The sequence below is a fragment of the Leeuwenhoekiella palythoae genome, from assembly GCF_900130045.1.
GTDB lineage: Bacteria > Bacteroidota > Bacteroidia > Flavobacteriales > Flavobacteriaceae > Leeuwenhoekiella > Leeuwenhoekiella palythoae.
Genome location: NZ_FQXT01000003.1, coordinates 102,665 through 126,192, shown reverse-complemented (window position 1 = coordinate 126,192; position 23,528 = coordinate 102,665). Strand labels below are relative to the sequence as shown.

The window sequence follows — 23,528 nt, the reverse complement described above, 5'->3', positions numbered from 1 at the left end:
GTATATTATAAAAATATGCTTTGGTTTACTTTACAAATCTTGAAAAATACTATGCATTAAACGTTTCTTATCGTTAATGCTTTCATCAAGAGAAATCATTGTTTCAGTACGGTACACCCCTTCAATATCATCTAACATAAAGATAATATTTTTAGCGTGCTCTGTATTCTTCGCACGTACCTTACAGAAAATATTAAACTTGCCTGTAGTTACGTGCGCTACCGTAACATAAGGAATTTGGTTAATACGCTCCAAAACAAATGTGGTTTGACTGGTCTTATTTATATAAATACCTACGTAAGCAATGAAAGAATAGCCAAGTTTTGCATAGTCAAGCGTTAAGGATGACCCCACAATAATACCTGCTTCTTCCATCTTTTTTACACGTACGTGAACAGTACCTGCAGATATCAACAACTTCTTTGCTATATCTGTAAAAGGAGTTCGGGTATTCTCAATCAGCATATCTAAGATTTGATGATCAACCTCGTCTAATTTGAATTTTGCCATTATTAAGTAATTAAATTATATATAAATCAAAAATAATATAAAATCACTGAATAATTCATAATAAATTGTTGCTTTTTACCGAAAACGTTGTAGGTAAATTACTATTTGCTTGAAGATTCTCAAGATTTGTCCCTACTTCTAGTTGCATTCCTTCTGGAATTTGAATTTCTTTTTGATGAAAATTCAACTCCTTATGCCCCACAAAATCATCTAAATCAGCGATCTGGGCTATTTTAGGTACAAAATACAAGGTACCATTCTTTAAAGTTTCTTCATATTGAATAGCCATATCGGTTACTCCAATTTGGGGAATATTCACATTGCGAATTATGCAATCAAAGTAGCACTTTTTGTTCTCCGGAATAGCGAAATACGAATTTGAGTCCCCTATTTCTTCAGATTTGAGCAATAAAACCGACTCAAAAACGCGAATTAATGATAAAAACATAAAACATCTGGTCTGCTCCCGCTCGTAATCTCCGGGAAAATGACCAGCTTCAAACAAGATGGTAGGTATATTTAATTGCTGCAAGGTATCCCCCACACAGTTAAGATTAAATCCATCATCATAACGCCCCACACTTCCCGGAATAAATTGCTGAAGCATTTCATTGAGATCACTTATAACAGACATTCCTATTTTTCTAGATGCCGTCACGGTGCGCAATTCATCCTGAGATGGTGATAAAAAGGATACTATAGCGCTCTTGGCCGGACTTCCTACACCAAATATGGTGCGCTGTCCGTGTAAATTAAGACAATAATCAGGTTTGATCGAAGTATAAGCCTCTTTAAGAATGCTACTCTCAGGCTGTGTTAAGTTCTGCGCATCTCTATTTAAATCTACCTGATTGGCATTAACACGAGTATATGCCTCAGCGCCGTCAGGATTGAGCAATGGGATCATAGTAAACGTGCACGCATTTAAAAGGTGCTTAACTTCAGTTTGATCCTGATGTGTAGCAAACCACCTAAAAAGGTCAAATAAAGCTTTGGTTGTGGTGCTTTCATTCCCATGCATTTGAGACCAACCTAAGATCTGAATAGGACCGGTACCAAAAGTCACCGATTGTATCAGACGCTTCTCAACAGAATAACCCAAACTTTTTACTTGAAACAGTTCTGGAAGTTGATCAATTAGCGGTTGTATATGTGAAGTTGTAATGTAACGGCCGAACAAGGCTTTCTCGTGATGAAGCTTATGCCAATCACATAAAGTGGTATAATTCATAAGTATTTAAATAAGTCACAAATGTAAACATTCGAGATGTTACAAATGTAAACGAAAAGTTACATCTCATTTGTTCACATCAATAAACAAGATGTTTTTCTAATAACCAACACAAAAGGAATAATTCCAAAGAGCACTTTTAATTATAATAATAATCTTTTTTACAGTTATTTAGATTGTTCTTTTTAAGCTAAAGCTTCAATTCAAAATACGTCTGTTCACAAATGTAATTTTACAATTGTATCCATATTATTTACATTTGTAATGTAATTTAGTTACTATATAATTTACAATGGTAAACAGCGAATTATTTACTAAAAGGCTTCAGAAAATAATGGATGAGTACGATTTGAACGCTACTTCATTTGCTGATGCTATTGATGTGGGGCGCTCTTCGATCTCTCATATTATTTCCGGTAGAAATAAACCAAGTCTAGAATTTGTAATGAAGATCATTGAGGCCTTCCCTGAAGTAGAGCTGTACTGGCTCTTAAATGGAAAAGGAAGCTTTCCTAAAAGTCGAGTCACAAAACGAGCTCCTATTGTGAGTTCGCAGCTTGCAGCAAATTTTGATGATGAACCGGTAGCGCTAGCCTCTAATTCCACAGATGCTTCAAGCACTGCTCAGCCAACTCCAGACACTAGTCCTTCGACTAAATCAGATATTGAGCGTATTGTGATCTTTTATAAGGACGGAACCTTTAAAAGTTTCCATCCATAATCGCCAGAATGTTTATTCTTCGCTAACTTTGGTCTAACCAAAATAATGTGTTCTCCTATGCGGTATTTTTGCTTTTCGCTGCTCGCAATGCTTCTTCTCAACTCGTGTTATAATCCTGAACGCAACTGCACCGATTTTAAGACGGGCTCCTTTGAGTTTGAGACCTATTTGGATGGCGAAGTTGTAAAAACAACATTTACACGTAATGACACCTTAGAAATTGATTATTATAAGGGTCAAGCAGATTCTTCAAGCATTCGTTGGATCAATGATTGTGAATATATTGCGAAAAAGATCAATCCTCAAAGTATGATGGATCGCAAAGCGCTACATTTTAAAATTCTTACAACTCAAGGTAACTCCTACACTTTTGAATATGCCTTGGTTGGAGACTCTAAAAAACAGAAAGGAACAGCCGTTAAAGTGAAATAATTTGATTTACATAAAATCCGAATGTTTGATTATATAACGCAAAAGCATCTGTTTAAACTTTGTACTATATTTATCCTGTTTTATAAATGATGTATTTTACTCATCATTGTCACAGGAAAAATCCTAAAGGCAATTATTACAAACGAATTTTTAATTTCGAGGCATCCCGATAGCGATCGGAATGGAGTATTAAATACTTTGGGGTGCTCGTAAAATCTGAAGCTTTTGTCTCGTGCTATTTTTTATACCTTCCTATGCTTTTGTCTGTTTTGTTTCAGACCCTCTTTTGGTCAGGATACCAATGTAAAAAATATCATTGATGAACTTCTGCAAAAACGATTCACCACATTTGATTCTTTGCAGAAATACACCTCTCGATTCAGACGCGATTCTCTAGGTATTACATCTTTTATTGATCGCGCTCAAAAAGCCAATTATGATTTTGGCGAAGCCTTTGGTGAAAATTTATATGGAATTTTTCTAAGAGATCGCTCGTATTATGACGAATCTATAGCGCATCATCAAAGAGCTCTAACCTTAGCCGAAACCATCAATGATGTAGAATTAGAAGTTTCTATTCTCAATATGACCGGCGTAGTATACCGAAGAATTGATGCGGTAAGTTCTGCACTTGACAATCATAATGCTGCACTCGCTTTAGCGGAAAGTCAACCTAAAAAATCCAATGCGCTTTTAAAAGGCATTGCAATCTCACAAAACAGCATAGGAAACATCTATTTGCTTTTACGCGATTATGAGCAGGCAGAGAAATTCTTTAAGATGGCCATTAACAGTGAGATCAACTTGACGAGCGATCTGGGTATGGCAATCAATTATGCTAATCTGGGGATCACTTATGAAGAGCGCGAACTTTACGATAAGGCGTTGATTAATTATCAGAAGTCTTTAGAATATAATGAGAAGATCAATAGTGATTTAGGTAGGGTCATTTGTCATAATAGTATAGGCCAAGTCTATTTAAAACAAGGAAAGCCACAAGAAGCCCTAGCGCTTATAAAACCTTCGTTGCCCAAAGCTCTTAAGATAGGCGATAAATTTTATATCGCGTTGACATATATTAATTTGGGCTGGGCCAATAGCGAAGTGGGCAATTTAAGTCTCGGAGAGAACTATCTCCTAAAAGGAAAAAATATAGCCAAGGAAAACGATCAAAAGCAGTTTTTAAGCCTGGCTTATATGCACCTTTCTCAACTTAAAGAGAAAACCGGGGATTATAATGCGGCTTTACAGTATCAACGTAAATCTCAGGAAGTACAAGAGGCTTATCTCAATGAAGCCAATCACAAATATGTAAGTAACCTCATTTACAAATACGATACTGAACAAAAGAAAAATACGATTAGCTTACTGCAGCAAAATAATGAGATTGCGCAAATTCAACTCAGTCAAAGCCGCAAGAACAACATCTTTATTCTCTTAGTTGCGTTCCTTATCTTGATCATTCTCATCATTTTATATCGTCAAACCCAATTAAGAAATCAAAAGCAACGCTTAAATGCAGAGCAAAAATTAATGCGCTCTCAAATGAATCCGCATTTTATTTTTAACGCTTTGCTTTCCATACGTATTTATTTACAGAACAGCAATCTTGAGGATGCTACTAACTACCTCAATCAATTTGCAAAACTTATTCGGTCTATTTTATCCAGTTCGCTAGAAAAAGAAATTACACTTGCCGAAGAACTCGAAACGATGCGCTTGTACGTCAATATTGAAAATATCAGATTTTGTAATGAAATTGATTATAAAGAAACTATTGATGATCAAGTAGACATCTCGGCTATTAAAATTCCATCGCTCATTTTACAACCTTTTTTAGAAAATGCTTTATGGCACGGCTTGCAAGCCAAAGAAGGTTATAAGCGACTTGCTCTAGATGTAAAGAAAAAAGATGAGCATTATATAACAATTACCATTACAGATAATGGCATAGGCAGAAAGAAAACTATGGAAATGCCTAGTGAAAAAATCAATACTCAAAAGAAATCAATAGGGATCAACCTTACGTTAAAGCGACTGCAAAACTTCTCGAAGAATCTAAGACACAATTACACCCTTAATTTCATTGATTTGTATGATGCTAACCAAAAGCCTAAAGGCACGCAAGTACTACTCAATTTGCCTATCAAATAACAATTTTCTGAGAACCACCTATCCCAAAGTGCTCGTTAAGTACTAAGATCAGTTTGCTTTTATCAATTGGCTTGGTTAGGTAATCACTCATTCCGCAATCAATACCTTTATCCATTGCGCTCAGCGTAGAATCTGCTGAAAGCCCTAAAATCACCGTCGCTTTGTTAGCTAACTTGATTTGTTTGGTTGCCTCATACCCGTCTATATCCGGCATATGAACATCCATAAAAATAAGGTCATACTTCTTTTTCTGAGCTTTAGAGACAGCATCTTTACCGGTGTATGCAATATCTGCGTCTAAGCCGAGTTTCTTGAGCAATTGCGAGAGTACAATAACGTTTAGCTTGTTGTCATCAACTGCAAGTATATTAAGATTCGGAATCTCAGATTTTGGGGTAGTGTCTTTTGTTGTGCAATTTTCAACAGCTGTATCAAAAGTAAGCGCAATGCTAAACTCAGAACCTTTACCCTCTTGACTCTTGACCGAAATTTTCCCTTTTAATAATTCGACCAAATGTTTTGCAATAGAAAGGCCAATTCCGCCTCCACTGTGTTTTTTGCGCATTCCCGTATCCAGCTGAATAAAGCGCTCAAAGATCTTATCTAATTTATCCTGAGGAATACCTATTCCCGTGTCTTTGACGCTGATAGAGAGATGGGTTTTGTTTTCACTTACCTCCTCTTTATAGAGCACCTTTATACTTCCGGATTCGGTGAACTTGATAGCGTTACTGATAATATTATTAATGATCTGCTCATATTTAGCACGATCTCCCAATACAAAACTATGTTCTTCGGCTTCGATTTTTAATTCAAATGCAATGCCTTTGTCTTTTAAAACCTGAAGGTTAAACTGTTCAATATTCTTTAAAATATCAGACGGACAAAATTTAATATGGGCAACTTCAGAAAAGCCAGACTCAATCTTGTCTAGACGCAAAATATCGTTGATTAGATTGAGTAAGGTTTTTGACGATTGTTTTAAAAGAGATAAGTAATGTTCTTCTTCAAACGTATTCGTTCCAGAACCTATAAGATCGGTGATCCCTACAATTGCATTTAACGGAGTTCTGATCTCGTGACTCATATTAGATAGAAATTCCGTTTTAGCGATTGAAGCTTGATTGGCACGCTGCGTTTGTTCCTCAAGATGCTGATTGACCTTTTTCAATTCTTTGTTGATAATAAAGGTGCGTCTTGCGGCAACTTGAGCGTTTCGGTTGAAAAAAGAAAGCAAACCAATTGCCAGAGATAAAATTAGCCCCACTGCCAACGCAATATTGATCAGCAACATTTCTTCAGCAAAGAAATCTGGATTAGAAAAGGTAAGTTGAAAATTCCAGGATTCATTTAAATCAGAATCCATAATCATCGCAGTCTCAAAAATGTAATATGGATCTTTCTGAGCTAAATCATAATTATTATAATTATAAAATTGAGTCCCTTCTTCATCAAAAATTTGAATCGCAAAGTCTTTAAGATAATAACTTAACCGATCAAATTCCTCATTAAAGTTCATTCCACCGGTTACGGTTCCTCGAAATTCATCATTAATATACACCGGGACATCAATAAGAAAAGAATCACCGCCTTGCGAAAGGTGCAACCATTGAGTAATGTTTGTAATCCCTTGGTTTGATTTACTTTTCCAGTCCTCAAAACGGTAGGCTAACTTTGAAATATCTAGTCCTATAGCAGGTACATTAGGCCTTCTAGGATACACATCTTCAATAATACCATCTGCGTTGATGATCTCAACAAAATCTAAAGACTCATTTTGCTTGAGCAAACGCTTCGCATCTTGTTTCCAATAATCATAGTATGCGCCGTCAGTTTCTTCAATGCGCTCTGTAAGGTTTTGAAGCGCCTGCACATTACTGCGTACGGTGCGCTTAAAGTCTTGTGTGGCCAAGCTTCCGGTTAATTGTACTTGGTCTGAAAGCTTCTGAGGTAAGGCTACTTTGTAGCTGTGATACACATAAAAGCAAACGAGCGCCGGTATCAAAAACCAGAGGAAGGCTATAAAATAGTGTTTGGGGGGTATTCCTTTTGCCATCTAGGAAGTAGCTGTCGCTTATTAATAATTTAATGTTAAAAGTACAGATTTTCTTGCGAGTGAAGCACTATAAAACAATAAATAATCGATTAACGACCTAAAATAATTATTAAAAATAATTATAACGAAAGAAAATTCTTACTTTTTACTTTTTTGTTGGTTTCTTAAAAGCTGATTTTGTTCTTCAAGTAAGGTTTCCATTCGTGACAAAAGCTGAATGTTTTTTGGAGTTTCAACAGCAGGATTCTGATCATCTTCACTTTGTCTTTTCAAACTATTCATCAATTTTACCACAATAAAGACAACAATGGCAATGATAAAAAAGTCAATCAATACCTCAATCAATTCTCCATAGCCAATGGCGATTTCTTCAACAGCAGTGCCGTCTACGGCGATATATGCGTCTTTCAGTACAATCTTTTTATTGGCTAGACGCACGCCATCTGTGAGTAACGAAAGTGGAGGCATCATAATTTTTTTTACAATGACATCTACTACACTTTGAAAAGCCGCACCGATGATCACACCAATAGCAATATCAACCATATTGCCTTTTACAGCAAAATTCTTAAACTCCTGAATTAATCCCATAATTTAAAATAATGATCCTTGACTCCCATCCCCTTTTATGTGATCCTCTTGATCGTTCTCAGAATGAGCTGTCTCTTCTGATTCTGAATGGGTTTCAACATCCTGTTCAGGCTGTGCTTCCACGGGCTCCTCATAAGGTAGCGGGTCTAATAAATTGATCTGCTTGAGCTTTTCTGTATAAAATTGATTACCTAAAGCGTTTATTCCTTTAATCGATATAAAATCCTCTATATCAACAGTTTCGTTAGGCTTTTGATCCTTGTTGCGCTCTTTGTAAAAAACCATTTCTACCACTGGCCTATGGTCTGTAGAAACAAGCTCTAATTGGGTATTTTCGTGATCAGAAACAAACGATTCTTCTTTTTCAGGATTATCAATCAGAAAGCGTTTTACATAATAACGTTCTCTGTTTCCATCCCAATAGATCGCCGATATGGGTTTAGCAGGAATCCATTTTTCTAATACGATCATTTTATCGTCAAAACGCGTGGTAAGTTCCGGAGTTATGGTTTTGGCGATTCCATCTTGAGTGATGATCAACAGCCTGTCTTCCCCTTTAAATTCTCCCAGAAGTTCTCCTCGACCATCCACATTTAAACGCTGAATGGTATCATCAAACCAGATTTTTCTAGGCTTTAATGTAGAAACTCCTTTTTCTTTTAGCTCTACAGTGCGTACAGCGTGTTTGGTCGCAAGGTTTCCGTTAGCGTTTCGGCCTTTGATAAGAATATCAGAAAAGTCTAGATCAAACTTTAACTTCTTTATATTTCCTACCGCTCTCAAATAAACGGATACTACTTCAGCCTCCCCATTAGGATTTGCAGAAAAATAAAGCACTTGAGAGCCTTTTTTCCCTTTAGTCATATCATACTCGCGGTCTCGCGTCGTACTGGTGACATTAAAGCGCTTGACATAAGTTGCGCCTCCTTTTCCGTCACGATACAACATATTATAAATGGTACGCTTGTCTTTCTTTTTAAATACGGCTACGTGTATGATGTCTTTACCCACAAAGGTTTTGGTATCCACCTTAGACACCATCATTTTTCCTTCTTTAGTAAAAACTATAATATCATCAATATCAGCACAATCTGTGACATACTCGTCTTTCTTGAGAGACGTACCCACAAAACCTTCTTTACGATTCACATAAAGTTTTGTGTTGCGAATAACCACTTTTGACGCTTCGATATCATCAAAAAGTTTGATCTCAGTTTTGCGCTCTCTACCGGCGCCATATTCTTTCTTAAGTCTTTTGAAATAAGCAATGGCGAACTCCGTAAGATGCTCTAAATGATGTTTTACTTCAGCGATCTGATCTTCTAGCGCCTCAATGCGCTGCTGCGCTTTATCTATATCAAATTTTGAAATTCGCTTGATACGAATTTCAGTCAGGCGCACAAGATCTTCTTCAACCACAGGACGTTTTAGATGTCCTATATGTGGTTTTAAACCTTCATTGATCGCGTGTAAAACGCCATCCCAAGTGGTCTCTTCTTCAATATCACGGTATATTCTATTTTCGATAAAAATGCGTTCTAAAGAAGCATAATGCCATTGATTTTCTAACTCCTCAAGTTGTATTTCGAGCTCCTGACGCAATAAATCTTTAGTGCGTTCTGTTGAAATACGCAGCATCTCACTGACGCCTACAAATAACGGTTTGTTATCTTCAATCACACAGCCTAAAGGCGAAATAGAAACCTCACAATTAGTAAACGCGTAAAGCGCCCCAATGGTTTTATCAGGAGAAAGTCCGGCTGGTAAATGCACTAAGATTTCAACTTCAGAAGAGGTGTTATCCTCTATGCGTTTTATTTTAAGCTTTCCTTTATCATTCGCCTTTAAAATACTATCTATCAGAGAGGTAGTAGTGGTGGTAAAAGGTATTTCAGTGATTACTAAAGTATTCTTATCCTGCTGACTGATCTTAGCACGTACGCGTACTCGACCGCCTCGTTTTCCATCTTTGTAATCACTAAAATCTGCTTCTCCTGCGGAAGGAAAATCCGGTAGTATTTTAAATTTCTTTCCTTCTAAATGTTTTACCGAAGCATCGATCAATTCGATAAAATTATGCGGAAGCACCTTCGTACTTAAACCTACCGCAATACCTTCGGCACCTTGTGCTAACAATAATGGGAATTTAACCGGAAGATTTATAGGTTCTTTTCTTCTTCCATCGTACGAAGCTTGCCAATCTGTAATTTTCGGACTAAACAATACTTCCAACGCAAATTTTGAAAGTCGGGCTTCAATATAACGCGAAGCTGCAGCGCTGTCACCGGTTAAGGTATTCCCCCAGTTTCCTTGGGTATCGATCAACAGATCTTTTTGCCCCATTTGCACCATTGCATCGGCAATACTCGCGTCACCGTGCGGGTGATACTGCATCGTATGCCCAACAATGTTTGCCACTTTGTTGTAGCGGCCATCATCAAGATCTTTCATCGAGTGCATGATACGGCGTTGTACAGGTTTAAAACCATCTTCAATCGCCGGTACCGCACGTTCTAAAATAACATAAGAGGCATAATCCAGAAACCAGTCTTTAAACATACCCGTTACTCGGGTTATGGTTTCACCTGAATTTTCGTCGTCTGGTTGTTCTAAATTTGGATCTTCGTAGTTTTCGCTCATAGTTTCTTTATCTCAAAAAGATAAATGGAGATTCTTATTCTAATTTTCTAATACAGGATCTAACTCCACCTTAAGATTATTAATAATAAACTTCTGGCGGTCTGGCGTGTTTTTGCCCATATAGAACTGTAAAATTTCTTCAATAGACATCGCTTCGTCAAGCATAATTGGCGCTAAACGGATACTGTCACCAATAAAGTGTTTGAACTCGTCTGGAGAAATTTCACCTAAACCTTTAAATCGAGTGATCTCTGGTTTTCCGCTTAATTCTTCAATTGCATCACGACGCTCCTGCTCGCTATAACAGTAAATTGTTTTTTTCTTATTACGTACTCTAAAGAGTGGCGTTTCTAAAATATATAAATGTCCCTCTTTGATAAGCTCAGGGAAAAATTGCAAAAAGAACGTTATAAGCAATAATCTAATGTGCATTCCATCAACATCGGCATCAGTTGCGATCACAATGTTGTTGTAACGCAAATCTTCCATAGATTCTTCAATATTTAAAGCAGATTGCAAGAGATTGAATTCTTCATTCTCATATACAATCTTCTTACTCATATTGTACGAGTTGAGCGGTTTACCTCGTAAACTAAAAACCGCCTGGGTATTTACATCTCGGGATTTTGTAATAGACCCTGATGCCGAATCTCCCTCGGTTATAAATAATGTGCTCTCCAGATTGCGCTCCTTCTTACTGTCTGTTAAATGTACGCGGCAATCTCTTAGTTTTTTGTTGTGTAAGCTTGCCTTTTTAGCACGCTCTTTTGCCAGTTTTCTAATTCCGCTTAGCTCGGTACGCTCCCGCTCTGCCTGTAGAATTTTGCGCTGAAGTTTTTCGGCGGTTTCCGGGTTTTTATGCAGATAGTTATCCAGTTTGGTCTTGAGAAAGTCATTGACATAGGTACGTACCGTAGGCAAATCTCCTCCCATATCAGTAGAACCTAATTTGGTTTTGGTCTGTGACTCAAAAACCGGCTCCATGACTTTAATACTTATTGCCGAAACAATAGACTTACGTATATCTGAAGCATCATAATTTTTATTGTAAAACTCACGTATAGTCTTAACCACGGCTTCTCTAAAAGCCGCCTGATGCGTACCTCCTTGTGTGGTATTCTGACCATTCACAAACGAGTGATATTCTTCAGAATACTGCGTGCGGCTGTGGGTAAGCGCTACTTCAATATCGTCACCGCGTAAGTGAATAATTGGATACAGCACATCATTCTCGGCGATACGGTCGCCCAAAAGATCTTTCAGTCCATTTTCTGAATAGAATTTTTCCCCATTAAAAACTATGGTCAATCCCGGATTGAGGTAAACATAGTTTTTAAGCATTCGCGAAACATACTCATTTCTAAATTTGTAATTCTTAAAAATGGTATCATCCGGCACAAAAGTCACTTTAGTACCCTTGCGGCGTGAGGTTTCTTCCAGAAACTCTTGATCTTTTAAAGTACCGCGTTCAAATTCTGCGGAAGCAGATTGCCCGTCACGGGTAGATTCTACTCTAAAATATTCAGAAAGTGCATTTACCGCTTTGGTACCTACACCATTTAATCCCACCGATTTTTTAAAGGCACGAGAATCATACTTACCACCGGTATTCATTTTTGAAACCACATCAACCACCTTCCCTAGCGGGATCCCACGGCCATAATCACGAATGATCACGCGTGTTCCTTGAATACTAACTTCAATGGTTTTACCGGAGCCCATTACAAACTCATCAATTGAGTTGTCTAAAACCTCTTTTAAAAGAATGTAAATTCCATCGTCTGCACTAGATCCATCGCCCAGTTTCCCGATGTACATCCCCGGACGCATACGTATATGTTCTTTCCAGTCAAGGGATCTAATATTGTCCTCGGTGTATTTTGTTTCTTCAGCCATAAAATAAAAGGGATGTCCGCTAATATAGCATTTCACAGAGGTTTTTTAAAGCCTCAAAAGTCATTTTAATTAACAAAGTTTTTAAGAATCTGGATCAAAAAGCTAACTCTTTGAAAGCTAGAGAATAGATTCTCCGTTTAAATCTGTTGTCAAAACTTCGCTCATATAATCAAAAAACGGCAACAACAGCTTAAAGTGTTGTAATAAGGTTTGCTGAAAATCTTCTGCGAGGACTTCGGCATCTGTGTATTGGTGCGTGACAAAAAAGTTTTTATTCTTGATCAGATCAATATTAGGGTCGTCTTTGCTAAAACCTTTTGGAGCTGTTTTTACCTGACTTTCAGTATTAAATCCGCCGTAGACCGACTTAAATTCTTTTTGATTTAAAATAGATCGTATGGGGTCTGCGTCAAACTCAAACTCCTTGCGTATTCTAAGCAAATCAGCCGATTCTGGCTTAAAGAAACCACCTCCGGCAAAACTGGCACCGGGCGCCATCTGAAAATAAAAACTACCTCTTCGCTGCACGCCAGATCTAGAAAAAATAGCTCCTCTGTTGGTTTTATACGGATTTTTATTCTTGCTAAAACGTATATCTCTGTTGATCCTAAATACTTTTGCGCGCTCAATCTCTTCAAAATTGTTCAACTGACTCTTGGTGTCTTCACAAAATTGCTTGAACTGTTTTTCAAGGATTTTATATTCATCCTTATGCGCATCCATCCACTCTTTATGGTTGTTTTCTTTAAGTTCGTTTAAAAACGGAAAATAGGCTGCGGGGAGTTTAGTTGACATTAAAATAGCTTTTACAATGCAGTTAGAATTAATCTAGATTACAGGTCTAAAAGTCGAACTTTCTAAAAAATTATTACTTTAGATTATCGAAATTTTATACCCGATACCCGATCATTTTTGAAATTTAAAATTAACCAATTATGACTTCAAGTAAACCTAATCGTACGTTTTGGATAATCACCACTTTAGCAATTATTTGGAATTTAATGGGCGTTTTTGCCTTTATGGGTCAGACCTTTGTTAGTAGTGCTGCTCTTGCTGAATTACCAGCAGATCAAGCCGAACTTATTCAAAGCACACCGCAATGGCTTAAGGGAATTTTTGCTATTGCGACGATTACCGGTTTTATAGGAAGCTTGCTTTTATTACTGCGCAGAACTTCTGCAGTCACCTTGTTTTTGATTTCTTTGGTGGGGGTTCTGATTCAAATGGGATATTCCTTTTTTGCAACGCCGGCGATTGAAGTCTACGGAATGGTACAAGGTTTACTGATGCCTCTGATCGTGATCTTTATTGCAGTCTACCTTTATTTCTTCAGTAAACGCAGCCTTAAACAAGGCTTTTTAAAGAATTAAAATGGTTACTTACAGCCATTTTTTCCGTTTGAAATAGTACAGCAATCCTAAAAACACAAGGATCATTGCTGCCCATAAATAATAGTACCCGTATTTTAGATGCAACTCGGGGATATATTCAAAATTCATCCCATAAATACCTGCCATAAACGTAAGCGGAATAAAAATACTGGCCATAATAGTCAATACTTTCATCACCTCGTTCATCTTGTTGCTTATGGTGGTCATATACATATCCATCAGGCCCCAGGTCATTTCTCGATAAATATCAATACTATCAGTCACTTGTGTCACGTGATCATACAAGTCGCGTATGTACGTAATCGTGCGTTCATCAATAAGCTGACTGTCTATCTTTTCCAACCTGTTGACCACTTCTCTAAACGGAAAGACAGCTTTTCGCAAACGCAAAACCTCCCGCTTCAACTCTTGAATATCTTGTGTGATATCTTGATCTGCAGCATTAGAAAATAAAATATCTTCTAACGATTCTATGCGATCGCTCATCGTTTCAATTAAAGTGAAATAGTGATCCACTACCGCATCCATAATAGCAAACATCAAATAGTCTGCACCTGCATTGCGCACTCGCCCTTTGGCATTGGCGATGCGCTGTCGCAACGAGTCAAACACATCCCCGTCAGCTTCTTGAAATGTGATCAGGTAATTTTCGCCCAAAACAAGACTAATGTGTTCATTCATAAAAACACCCTCACTGTTATAATAGAGCATTTTAAACACAATAAATAAATAATCTGGGTACTCATCAATCTTGGGCCGTTGGCTGGTATCTACGATATCTTCTAATATAAGCGGATGCAATTTATAGTGATCCCCCAGTTTTTCTATTTGATCAATATCGCTCAGCCCATTGACATTGATCCAGCTAATTTCTTCCGGATGCTTTTTATTGAATGCCTGCGAAACATCATCAACCGTGATATTTTTATGTGTAGAAGGAGAATAATCAATAAGCTCAACCGTCACGTGCTTCTGTTCCTTACTACCCGTATAGGTAAGTGTTCCGGGCACATCGTTTTGTATCTTCTTGTGCGCCAGCTTTATTTTTGGAATTTTAGGGATTCTCGGCTTCTTAATCTTTATTCTCTTTGACATCCATTACAATTTAGTAGGTTAAAAATAGAAAAAGTCCGCCATACGACGGACTTTTAAAATCTGATTATCTAGAAATCAAGGTCAACTTATGCGTGTTGTAAGTCGTGCTTACCTTCATTAATTTCCTCAATTACTTTAGCATTAAATGCCGGTAAATCGTTAGGGTTTCTACTAGTTACTAACGCTTCGTCTACCACAACTTCTTTATCTACCCACAGTGCACCTGCGTTTTCCAGATCTTTTTTGATTGATGAGAATGAAGTTAACGTTCTTCCTTCGACTACATCAGCGCTGATCAATAATTGAGGTGCGTGGCAAATTGCAGCCACAGGTTTATGCTGTTTAAAGAAATCTCTAATAAATACAAGCGCATTTTCATTTCTTCTCAGCTGATCCGGATTAATCACTCCACCCGGCAATACTAAAGCATTATAATCTTTTGCTGAAACTTCGTCTAAGGTCTTATCAACATCATAATCTTTCCCCCAGTCGGTTTCTGCCCACGCTTTAATTGTTCCTTTTTTTTCGCTTACAATATCAACTTGAAAGCCTTCTTTTTTCATTGCTTCTAATGGAGAAGTTAATTCACTTTCTTCAAATCCGTTAGTTGCTAAAATTGCTACCTTTTTCATAGTATATTGTTTTTGTTGGTTATAAAATCAATTCACTTACAAAGATAGCCAGCAGGTATGCGCTGCCGGGTTAAGACCGGGTTAAAGCTTTATTCATAAGGGTTAAGCTTTGTTAAGCTCTGGCAGATTTAACTTAAATTAAGTCAATGTTCCTCAAGATTGATCTCTTGCAGGATAAGACCAGATGCTTGAGCGATGTGTGTAAGTTTATAAGAGATGCTTCCGTCTAGACTCTTCTCAAAAGCCTCCCAGGAAAGAATTCCGCTTCCTAGATCAAAAAGCGCGCCCATCATTAAGCGCACCTGATGTCGCTTAAAACCGGCACCCACAACTTTGAACACATAGGAATGCTTCGGAAAAAAACTAGCTGTGTACAAAGTATTTTCTTCAATAACTGAAGATTCAATCGTCATAAGCGTTTGCGTTTCGGCGGTAGCCTTGTAAGCATAATTTCGATAATCGTGCGTTCCCTGCATTAGGCTTGCACCGCGCTGCATGAGAGAAATATCAAGCGCTCCTTTTACATTTACCATATACGGTGCGCAGAACGGATGATTTTTTTCGCCAAAAGAAAATAGATAAATATACTCTTTGAGTTTGGGAGCTTGAATGATGTTAGTTTGTTTAGGCTTTTCTATCACTTCTAAAAGCCGAATATCCTGCGGAAGGTTGTCATTGAAGACTTTAAAAAAATCATTGACCGCTAAGGGTTCGTCTTGAAGTATGAGTTCTACATAGGTTGCATTAACCGAAACTTTAGCATCTGTCCGACCAGCTGCAATGAATTTAAAGTTATTACGACCCAATACATATTTTAATGTACGTTGCATCATACGTTCTACGGTAAGCAGATCTGGTTGCTTTTGCCAACCGTGATATCTAAAACCGAGATACTGAATTTTAAAAAGGTAGAAGAATTCTTTTTTAAACATAGCCCAAAAATAGAATTTTACTATCATTCCAGACGTTGTGCAAATACATTTCAATACATTTGAATGAATTAAATAGCCTATGATCAATAAAGAGAACATCATAAGTCAGATACGCGCTCATAAGCAAAACGCCAATCTTAATTTCAAATTAAAAACAGATACACATCGTTTTACTAAAGAGCTTTTTGCAACCTTATTCAACTTTCCTAATGATCTTGATGAAGATTTAGATCGATTAGAACGCTTGTTTGAGAATCTAGTTGAGCTTGCCTGCTGGGAAATCGATAAGAAATGCAGCAAGGTTTGGGACGATTATGTGGCCCAGCTACCTGAGATTTTGCGAAAACTAAATCTTGATGCCGAAGCTATTTTTGAAAACGATCCTGCAGCGACGAGTATTGAAGAAGTATATCTGGCCTATCCCGGTTTTCACGCGATAGCTATTTACCGCTTAAGTCATGCACTTCACCAAAAGGGATTTCCTATTGTACCGCGTTTAATGACAGAATATGCGCATCACATCACCGGTGTTGATATCAATCCGGGAGCAGTTATTGGAGAGTACTTTTTTATGGATCACGCCACCGGAATTGTAATTGGAGAAACGGCAGTTATCAAAGATCACGTAAAACTTTATCAAGGGGTTACGCTAGGCGCACTGAGTGTTGCTAAAGATCTGAGCGCTGTAAAAAGGCACCCTACCATTGAGGACAACGTGACCATCTATGCCAATGCCACCATTTTAGGTGGTGATACTGTCATTGGAGCCAATAGTATCATTGGCGGTAATGTGTGGTTAACCAAATCGGTCCCGCCCTACTCTTTAGTTTCGCATAAACCCGAAATCTTGATCAGAGAACTGGAGAAAAAAGAATAGCGGGTATTTAAAAAAACAATTCATGAATTATTCTATAGAACGCCTTATAGGCAATACGCCTCTTGTTGAATCTAAGGTTTTACAGAAAAACCCTAAGGTAAAATTACTTTTTAAGCTCGAAGGGCAAAATCCCGGAGGAAGCGTCAAAGATCGTGCAGCATTTAATATGATAACCGCAGCTATGGAGCGTGGTGAAATCACTAAAGAATCTAAGTTGATCGAAGCTACAAGCGGAAATACAGGTATTGCCTTAGCAATGATCGCCTCAATGTATGGCCTGGATTTAGAAATTGTAATGCCCGAAAATGCAACTAAAGAACGCGTACAAACTATGCGTGCTTATGGTGCCAAGGTCATTCTCACTTCAAAAGATATCGGTATTGAAGGTGCTCGAGATTTCGCCGAAGCAAAAGTAAAAGAAGAAGGTTATTTTATGTTTAACCAGTTTTCTAATCCCGACAACTGGAAGGCGCATTACAAAACTACCGGCCCGGAAATTTGGAATGATACACAAGGTAAGGTAACGCATTTTGTATCTTCTATGGGTACAACGGGAACGATTATGGGAACTTCAACTTATCTAAAAGAGCAAAATAGTGCTGTACAAATTGTAGGCGTACAACCTACCGATGATTCCAGCATTCCCGGAATACGCAAATGGCCGCAAGAATATTTACCTAAAATCTTTGATGCCTCTAAAGTGGATCAAGTTCTTGAAGTTAGCGAAGCAGATGCGCGCGCAATGGCTAAAAGATTAGCTAAGGAAGAAGGTATTTTTAGTGGAATGAGCAGCGGAGGCGCTACAGTTGCGGCACTGCGCTTGTGTGAGCAACTAGAAGAAGGCGTTGTAGTTTCTATTATTTGTGATCGCGGAGACCGCTATTTATCATCAGATTTGTTTGACTAATATTAACCTGCAACATCAATTTCAAGGATTTATAGATACGCCTCAAATCGATCTGTCCTCAGAGATTTTAGGCGTATCTAATTTTGATTTCAAACCTGCTAATTTAGAATTACCCGAAGATTTTGAAATGCCTCAATCTATACGACTTGGTCAGCGTATGGAGTATTTTATGCAGATGTATCTTACCGCCCGTGGTTACAAGGTTCTTGCTCAGAATCTACAAGTCATAGCAAACAAGTTGACCTTAGGCGAACTCGATTTTATCATCGAAAATCAAACCGGTCTACGTATTCATTTAGAAATGGTTTACAAATTTTACCTCTATCGCCCGGAACTCGAAGGCAACTGGATTGAACGATTAATAGGTCCAAACGCAAAAGATGCGCTTACAGAAAAGGTTAAAAAATTAAGCACACATCAGTTCCCGATGCTACAGCATCCAGAAACTGAAAAAATGCTTCACGCCTTAGATATCCTGCCTACTTCATTAAAACAACAATTAAGTTTTAAAGCTCAGGTTTACATTCCGTTAGGGTTGCAGCTGCAACACCTTGAGATATCGCATCAATTGATTGCCGGATACTATTACAATTTAGATCAGCTGTTGCAATTAAAAGATGAAGAAACAACCTTCTATATTCCGTCTAAGAATGATTGGGTTGGTGCTCCCACATCTGTTCAGCGTTTATCATTTGATCATTTCTTTGATTCAGCTAAAATACGATTGACACAATCCCGCTCATTCAAATTTTGGATTTTTAAGTCGGATAGCGTTTTGAACGCTTTTGCTACTTGGTGGTAATTCTATATTTACTTTTTGTTTAACGCATTTTGCCATTTAAAACAGTATGAGTCATTTATACGGTTTACAACAAACTATCATTAAGCAGAGCAAATAATATTAAATTTTAAGCATAAATACTTTATATTTGAAAGTTTTTTCCTACAAATAATAAATTAAATATTTAATTATTATTTAATAAACCACTTTTTATATACTTTTACCCTATTATAAAAGTCACCCAATTGAAACATTTTTACCCAAATCTTCAACTTGTTGCTTTTACAATCTTTTTCCTTTCTATTGTTCCTGTTTTAGGACAAACGACTGGAGTAGGAATTGGTACCACAAATCCAAGGGTCAAATTAGAGGTTGCAGGGGATGCACGCGTACAGAATACTGTAACCATAAGCACTATCAACGATTTAAAAGATGATGATACTAGCACATTCTTAATTCAAGATGGTAATAGTAAGATCAAATCTCTGGATGTTAGCAACCCAACCGGAGCCGCTCTAGGCTATATTCAGATATATGAATTATATGATCCTCAAGAAGATTGGGTTTTTGATTTTGATACTAGAGTAGATGCAAATGAATTTGTGCTTAATACTTTATCAGCATCATACGATCGTGAACTGGATATAAACAGTAATGCAACAATACCCTTTTACAGTGCATTTATTAAAGACGGTACTTGGCATATTACTGCAGATTTTCCTGCTGCAAATAATTTAAACCCAAATGAAAAAGGTACTTGGACTATCACCACACTGATATATTCAAAAGATTTATCAAAACAATTTGGACGCATACCTGTAGCTATGGAAGAAGCTAGTACGCAGTCGGCCACAAATCCCTTTATAGACTAATGTATAAAAAGTTTACATTTTCCTTTGTATTAAGTATTTTCTGTGTTGTACAGTTATTCGCACAAGTGGGAGTGGGGACTACCAATCCGGAATCAGATTTGCATATAGTAGGTTCGATGGCCGTACAAAAACAATTTGAACTAGGTACTTTAGGAACGGTTACTAATACTGATGAAGATTTTAAACTTTTAACAAGGCGCACTGATTCTACAGCTTTAAATGGAGAAATTACCAAACTTAATGTAGATGAGTTAACTGTTGCACCAATCAATGTTTTGAAATATTATTTCCATAATCTAAGTTATGATAATATTGTTGATTTAAATCTAAGTTTTGAAACTTCAAGATATATAGTAGGACTAGCTGATATTCGTTATATAGGAGCGCCAGTAAACAAAAGACTTATAGATGGAGGTGATGATTCTATAGGAACATTTGTTGCTCGAACATTTGAAAGTAATGGCACTTGGCATTTAGAGATTAGAAACCGATTTCTTGATACCACTAATCGGCGAAATGCCGTACATTATGAATGCACTTTTATTATTTATGACACCTCTTTTTATCGCAAACTTCCGGTAATCAGAACTGACCTAGGAGGCAACCGTAATGGTTCGGCCTCAGCAATCCCAGATTTATATTAAAGATGAAATTACTTATAACTTCAATAGTAATTTTTATTTCTTGCTTGACATCTAAAGCACAAGTTGGAATAAATACAAATACTCCACGGGACCTTCTCGATGTAAATGGTGATACCAGAATTGATGGTAAACTTTTTCTAGAGGACCCTGGTAATTCTAATCAAATTCGAGGATCCAAACTCATCATTGAACGTCAAGATTTATCCATTGTTCAGTATGATATTGACATCAGTAAATATGGCCCCATAAATTATGCAGAATTAGTTTTCGAAAACACTTCGAATCGTGGTGTTGAAAATTACAATACTAAAATAAGTATCGAGGACTACGTTGTAACTGTGCAGGGTTACTATTTTATTGAACATGATACTGGTAATACAAGCGTAATCACGGAAAGTTACGCCGGAAATGATGTCGTGGAAGGTTTTCAGGTACATGCTTACAAAAACACTGATGAAGGTACTTGGTTCATTAGAGGCTTTGCTAATAACGGTTTTTTTAGAACCGGAAATACAGATATTACTATCGACCTCCATATGAATCTTATCATTTATAGGAAAGGCTTTATTGCCAAAGATGCGCCTGGAACTTATTCCATTAACATGCAGCAATTCACAAATGCGACATTACTAAAACCTCCAGGCTTCTAATCAAACCATAATCTATTCTGATTTTTCGTGTTCTTCCAGATCTTTTCTCAGATCTAATTTTCTGAATTTAGGTGAAATAATCCCTGTAGCCAAGACAGTGATCAACGTCATACTTCCACCAAAAACTACTGCGGTCACTGTGCCCATCAATTTTGCTGTCAATCCACTTTCAAAAGCACCTAATTCATTTGAACTACCTACAAACATAGAATTTACCGAAGCGACCCTGCCGCGCATATGATCTGGAGTTTTTAGTTGAAGAATGGTTTGTCTGATGATCATTGAGATTCCATCGGTCACCCCGCTCATAAACAGCGCTAGAACAGAAAGCCAAAAGGATGTTGAAAGTCCGAATACAATAATAGAAACACCAAATCCAAAAACTGCAGCTAGTAATTTTATCCCTGCTTTTTTATACAATGGAAAATACGCAGAGGTAAACATTGTGATCAATGCACCCACCGCCGGAGCTGCCCGTAAAATCCCAAATCCTTGTGGACCTACTTTTAAAATATCTTGAGCATAAATGGGCAGCAGCGCTACTGCTCCACCAAACAGAACAGCGATCATATCTAATGTAAGTGCTCCTAAAACAGCTTTGCTATTTCTAACAAAGAGAATGCCTTCTTTAAGACTTTGCATCACCGGCTCCCCAATTTTAGGATTCATTATTGGTTTTTTCTTGATTTGTGACAAGCAGATCAAAGCAAACAGTGAAAAGCCAAAAATCACGCACATAGACCAGTGCACACCTATTAAATGTATGGTAAAACCACCTGCAGCCGGACCAACCACAGCTCCCATCTGCCACACCGAACTACTCCACGTAGCCGCGTTAGGATACACCTTCTTAGGAACAATTAAAGCAAATAAAGAAAAAATAGTAGGGCCCAAAAAGGCACGAACGATACCTCCACAAAACACCAAGAAATAAATAGCATATAATGTTAAAGAGGTGCTTAAATGCTCAGTTACTCGTGGCCAAGTAAGCAAAAACAAACCTATACTAACAAAAGAAAACCCAAAAAGACATTTAAATAAAAGTCCCCGTTTCTCACTCTGATCAACAATATGACCTGCAAACAAAGCTAAGGAGACCGCAGGTATGACTTCCATAAGACCTATAATACCCAGCGAAAGCGCATTTTTTGTAATACTATATACTTGCCATTCGATCACCACAAATTGCATTGACCAGGCAAAAACCATAGCAAAACGTAACATTAAAAAAACATTAAACTCTCTGAACCTTAAGGCTGCATAGGGATCATTTTTTGCCATAGTTTTCTTTTATCCACAACAAAAGTAGTCTACACAATTTTAGAATTGCGTATTCCCGCACTAAAAATTAAATACAGCAACTGCTGCCCGGTAAGCTGGGATCTGAAGCTGCTTTCATCAAAGGTGTAGTTTGCTGATTCTTAACGGTTTTATTATTAGAAACAGAGGTATTATCGAGAGCTATCAGTTTAAAGTAGGGGTCGCCAATTTGCAATGTGAACCAAGTGGTTCCGTGGTCAAGCAAGGCTATTTCAATGGGTAAATCAGACAAGTTTAAGCCTTGTTTTGCTTTATCTAAAAACCCTTGTAAATCGCTCGGGTTTCTTCTGTGATTGTTTTGGGAAGACGCAGTTAAGTGGATCTCGATGACTTCATTTTTTTTAGTGCTTCCATTGGGTAGCATTTGATGTTCCTTTTTAAGACTTACTTTTGACCAATAGAAATGACTTGGAAGTAATTTTCCGTTAGGCAATTCAAAACCAATCTTATAAACTTTTTTGAGTACAGCCTGTAATTCGGATAATTTCATAGCTCTAGATCCATTCAAATTCGCGCTTAATTAAAGTAATTATTTAAAAACGAACTGTTAAGCTAATGCAAATTTTAACAAAAGCGAAAAAGATTTAAAAAAGGATACTTACATTTACGAGTGCTTTGATATCAAGGCCTAACACAGTATTTACGATAAGAACACACATAAAATGAACGCTGAAAAACAGAAACTGAATTTAGAACTAACCGAAACACTTCAAAAATTATTGGTCAAAAATTACGATGCAGAGAAAGGCTTTATTAAGGCTATGCAAGAAATTGAACATACCGAATTGAGAGGGTTTATGCAGCGGCAAGCAGTAAAGCGTAATCATTTTGCAAATCAGTTGGATAAAGAATTACACGCCTTAAACGCACGCCCCGAAGGTGATGGCAGTCTAGCAGCAGATTTGCACAGAATTTGGATCGATGTAAAGAGCATTATAAGCAAAGATGATATTTCTTCGGTTTTAGAAGAATGTATGCGCGGTGAAAAAATGAGTGCCGAAGAATATGAAAATGCTTTGAAGGAGCACGATTTTCCTCAGCATTTGCGCACTGTTTTAAATAATCAGCTTTCTCAAATTTACCATACGATCGAAGATTTGCAACAGTTAGATGATATTGCTAAATTGAGATAGATTTAAGTTAGACTACGTTCGCAATAATCCGTTTCGGTTGAAAATCAATCAAAACGGATTATT

Annotated in this window: 23 protein-coding genes; 11 read left to right on the top strand and 12 right to left on the bottom strand. The window is 37.3% G+C overall.

The genetic code is table 11. The features are described from left to right. Window positions 1-30: 30 nt before the first annotated feature. Window positions 31-510, bottom strand: coding sequence for an Lrp/AsnC family transcriptional regulator (locus BUA96_RS07750; RefSeq protein ID WP_009780242.1), 480 nt, complete (start codon window positions 508-510; stop codon window positions 31-33). Between the two features lie 55 nt (window positions 511-565). Beyond that, entirely contained in the window at window positions 566-1,741 is a 1,176-nt protein-coding gene (locus tag BUA96_RS07745; RefSeq protein WP_072982004.1) for a M14 family zinc carboxypeptidase, read from the bottom strand. 292 nt (window positions 1,742-2,033) lie between these two features. Between BUA96_RS07745 and BUA96_RS07740 the strand changes: the two genes are divergently transcribed. From BUA96_RS07740 to BUA96_RS07730, 3 genes are all read left to right on the top strand, one after another. Continuing rightward, window positions 2,034-2,462 carry a helix-turn-helix domain-containing protein gene (locus tag BUA96_RS07740; RefSeq protein ID WP_072982002.1) on the top strand — a complete coding sequence of 143 codons (429 nt, stop codon included), beginning with the start codon at window positions 2,034-2,036 and terminating at the stop codon, window positions 2,460-2,462. 57 nt (window positions 2,463-2,519) lie between these two features. Then, window positions 2,520-2,894, top strand: a complete 375-nt coding sequence (locus BUA96_RS07735; protein ID WP_072982001.1) for a DNA topoisomerase IV — start codon at window positions 2,520-2,522, stop codon at window positions 2,892-2,894. 225 nt (window positions 2,895-3,119) lie between these two features. Beyond that, window positions 3,120-5,048, top strand: coding sequence for a tetratricopeptide repeat-containing sensor histidine kinase (locus tag BUA96_RS07730; RefSeq protein ID WP_072982000.1), 1,929 nt, complete (start codon window positions 3,120-3,122; stop codon window positions 5,046-5,048). Here the strand turns inward: BUA96_RS07730 and BUA96_RS07725 are convergent. From BUA96_RS07725 to BUA96_RS07705, 5 genes are all read right to left on the bottom strand, one after another. Continuing rightward, window positions 5,041-7,104 carry an ATP-binding protein gene (locus BUA96_RS07725; RefSeq protein ID WP_072981999.1) on the bottom strand — a complete coding sequence of 688 codons (2,064 nt, stop codon included), beginning with the start codon at window positions 7,102-7,104 and terminating at the stop codon, window positions 5,041-5,043. The genes BUA96_RS07730 and BUA96_RS07725 overlap by 8 nt on opposite strands. 138 nt (window positions 7,105-7,242) lie before the next feature. Then, the gene (mscL, locus tag BUA96_RS07720) at window positions 7,243-7,695 is read right to left on the bottom strand and encodes a large conductance mechanosensitive channel protein MscL (RefSeq protein WP_072981998.1); all 453 of its coding nucleotides are present in this window, start codon (window positions 7,693-7,695) and stop codon (window positions 7,243-7,245) included. 3 nt (window positions 7,696-7,698) lie between these two features. Continuing rightward, the gene (locus tag BUA96_RS07715) at window positions 7,699-10,335 is read right to left on the bottom strand and encodes a DNA gyrase/topoisomerase IV subunit A (RefSeq protein WP_072981997.1); all 2,637 of its coding nucleotides are present in this window, start codon (window positions 10,333-10,335) and stop codon (window positions 7,699-7,701) included. A 39-nt stretch (window positions 10,336-10,374) separates the two neighbouring features. After that, complete coding sequence (locus BUA96_RS07710; RefSeq protein WP_072982842.1) at window positions 10,375-12,231, bottom strand: DNA topoisomerase IV subunit B; 1,857 nt, start codon at window positions 12,229-12,231, stop codon at window positions 10,375-10,377. A 117-nt stretch (window positions 12,232-12,348) separates the two neighbouring features. Then, the gene (locus tag BUA96_RS07705; protein WP_072981995.1) at window positions 12,349-13,026 is read right to left on the bottom strand and encodes a DUF2461 domain-containing protein; all 678 of its coding nucleotides are present in this window, start codon (window positions 13,024-13,026) and stop codon (window positions 12,349-12,351) included. 140 nt (window positions 13,027-13,166) lie between these two features. On the opposite strand from BUA96_RS07705, the gene BUA96_RS07700 reads away from it, so the two are divergent. Next, on the top strand, window positions 13,167-13,601 hold the full coding sequence (locus BUA96_RS07700) for a hypothetical protein (protein ID WP_072981993.1): 435 nt from the start codon (window positions 13,167-13,169) through the stop codon (window positions 13,599-13,601). A 9-nt stretch (window positions 13,602-13,610) separates the two neighbouring features. On the opposite strand, the gene corA is transcribed toward BUA96_RS07700, so the two are convergent. From corA to BUA96_RS07685, 3 genes are all read right to left on the bottom strand, one after another. After that, the gene (gene corA / locus BUA96_RS07695) at window positions 13,611-14,717 is read right to left on the bottom strand and encodes a magnesium/cobalt transporter CorA (protein ID WP_072981992.1); all 1,107 of its coding nucleotides are present in this window, start codon (window positions 14,715-14,717) and stop codon (window positions 13,611-13,613) included. Between the two features lie 86 nt (window positions 14,718-14,803). Continuing rightward, a complete protein-coding gene (locus BUA96_RS07690; protein WP_072981990.1) occupies window positions 14,804-15,349 on the bottom strand; it encodes a type 1 glutamine amidotransferase domain-containing protein in 546 nt (181 codons plus the stop codon). A gap of 143 nt (window positions 15,350-15,492) precedes the next feature. Next, a complete protein-coding gene (locus BUA96_RS07685) occupies window positions 15,493-16,281 on the bottom strand; it encodes a tRNA pseudouridine synthase A (protein WP_072982840.1) in 789 nt (262 codons plus the stop codon). Between the two features lie 79 nt (window positions 16,282-16,360). Between BUA96_RS07685 and epsC the strand changes: the two genes are divergently transcribed. The 6 genes from epsC (at window position 16,361) to BUA96_RS07655 (ending at window position 21,012) form a co-directional block, all read left to right on the top strand. Then, complete coding sequence (gene epsC / locus BUA96_RS07680) at window positions 16,361-17,158, top strand: serine O-acetyltransferase EpsC (RefSeq protein WP_072981988.1); 798 nt, start codon at window positions 16,361-16,363, stop codon at window positions 17,156-17,158. Window positions 17,159-17,180: 22 nt separating this feature from the next. Beyond that, window positions 17,181-18,065 carry a cysteine synthase CysM gene (gene cysM, locus BUA96_RS07675; protein WP_072981987.1) on the top strand — a complete coding sequence of 295 codons (885 nt, stop codon included), beginning with the start codon at window positions 17,181-17,183 and terminating at the stop codon, window positions 18,063-18,065. Continuing rightward, a complete protein-coding gene (locus BUA96_RS07670) occupies window positions 18,058-18,867 on the top strand; it encodes a DUF1853 family protein (protein ID WP_072981984.1) in 810 nt (269 codons plus the stop codon). The genes cysM and BUA96_RS07670 overlap by 8 nt, the downstream gene beginning before the upstream one ends. 224 nt (window positions 18,868-19,091) lie before the next feature. Beyond that, on the top strand, window positions 19,092-19,718 hold the full coding sequence (locus BUA96_RS07665) for a hypothetical protein (protein ID WP_072981982.1): 627 nt from the start codon (window positions 19,092-19,094) through the stop codon (window positions 19,716-19,718). Next, on the top strand, window positions 19,718-20,362 hold the full coding sequence (locus BUA96_RS07660; protein ID WP_072981980.1) for a hypothetical protein: 645 nt from the start codon (window positions 19,718-19,720) through the stop codon (window positions 20,360-20,362). The genes BUA96_RS07665 and BUA96_RS07660 overlap by 1 nt, the downstream gene beginning before the upstream one ends. 2 nt (window positions 20,363-20,364) lie before the next feature. After that, entirely contained in the window at window positions 20,365-21,012 is a 648-nt protein-coding gene (locus BUA96_RS07655; protein WP_072981978.1) for a hypothetical protein, read from the top strand. A gap of 12 nt (window positions 21,013-21,024) precedes the next feature. Here BUA96_RS07655 and BUA96_RS07650 read toward each other — a convergent pair whose 3' ends face one another. Together BUA96_RS07650 and BUA96_RS07645 are read right to left on the bottom strand one after the other, a co-directional pair. Next, complete coding sequence (locus BUA96_RS07650) at window positions 21,025-22,293, bottom strand: MFS transporter (protein WP_072981976.1); 1,269 nt, start codon at window positions 22,291-22,293, stop codon at window positions 21,025-21,027. Between the two features lie 67 nt (window positions 22,294-22,360). Then, entirely contained in the window at window positions 22,361-22,822 is a 462-nt protein-coding gene (locus BUA96_RS07645; protein ID WP_072981974.1) for a DUF6428 family protein, read from the bottom strand. Window positions 22,823-22,994: 172 nt separating this feature from the next. Between BUA96_RS07645 and BUA96_RS07640 the strand changes: the two genes are divergently transcribed. After that, window positions 22,995-23,465: a ferritin-like domain-containing protein gene (locus BUA96_RS07640; protein ID WP_072981972.1), complete on the top strand. Its 471-nt coding sequence runs from the start codon at window positions 22,995-22,997 to the stop codon at window positions 23,463-23,465. Window positions 23,466-23,528 lie beyond the last annotated feature (63 nt).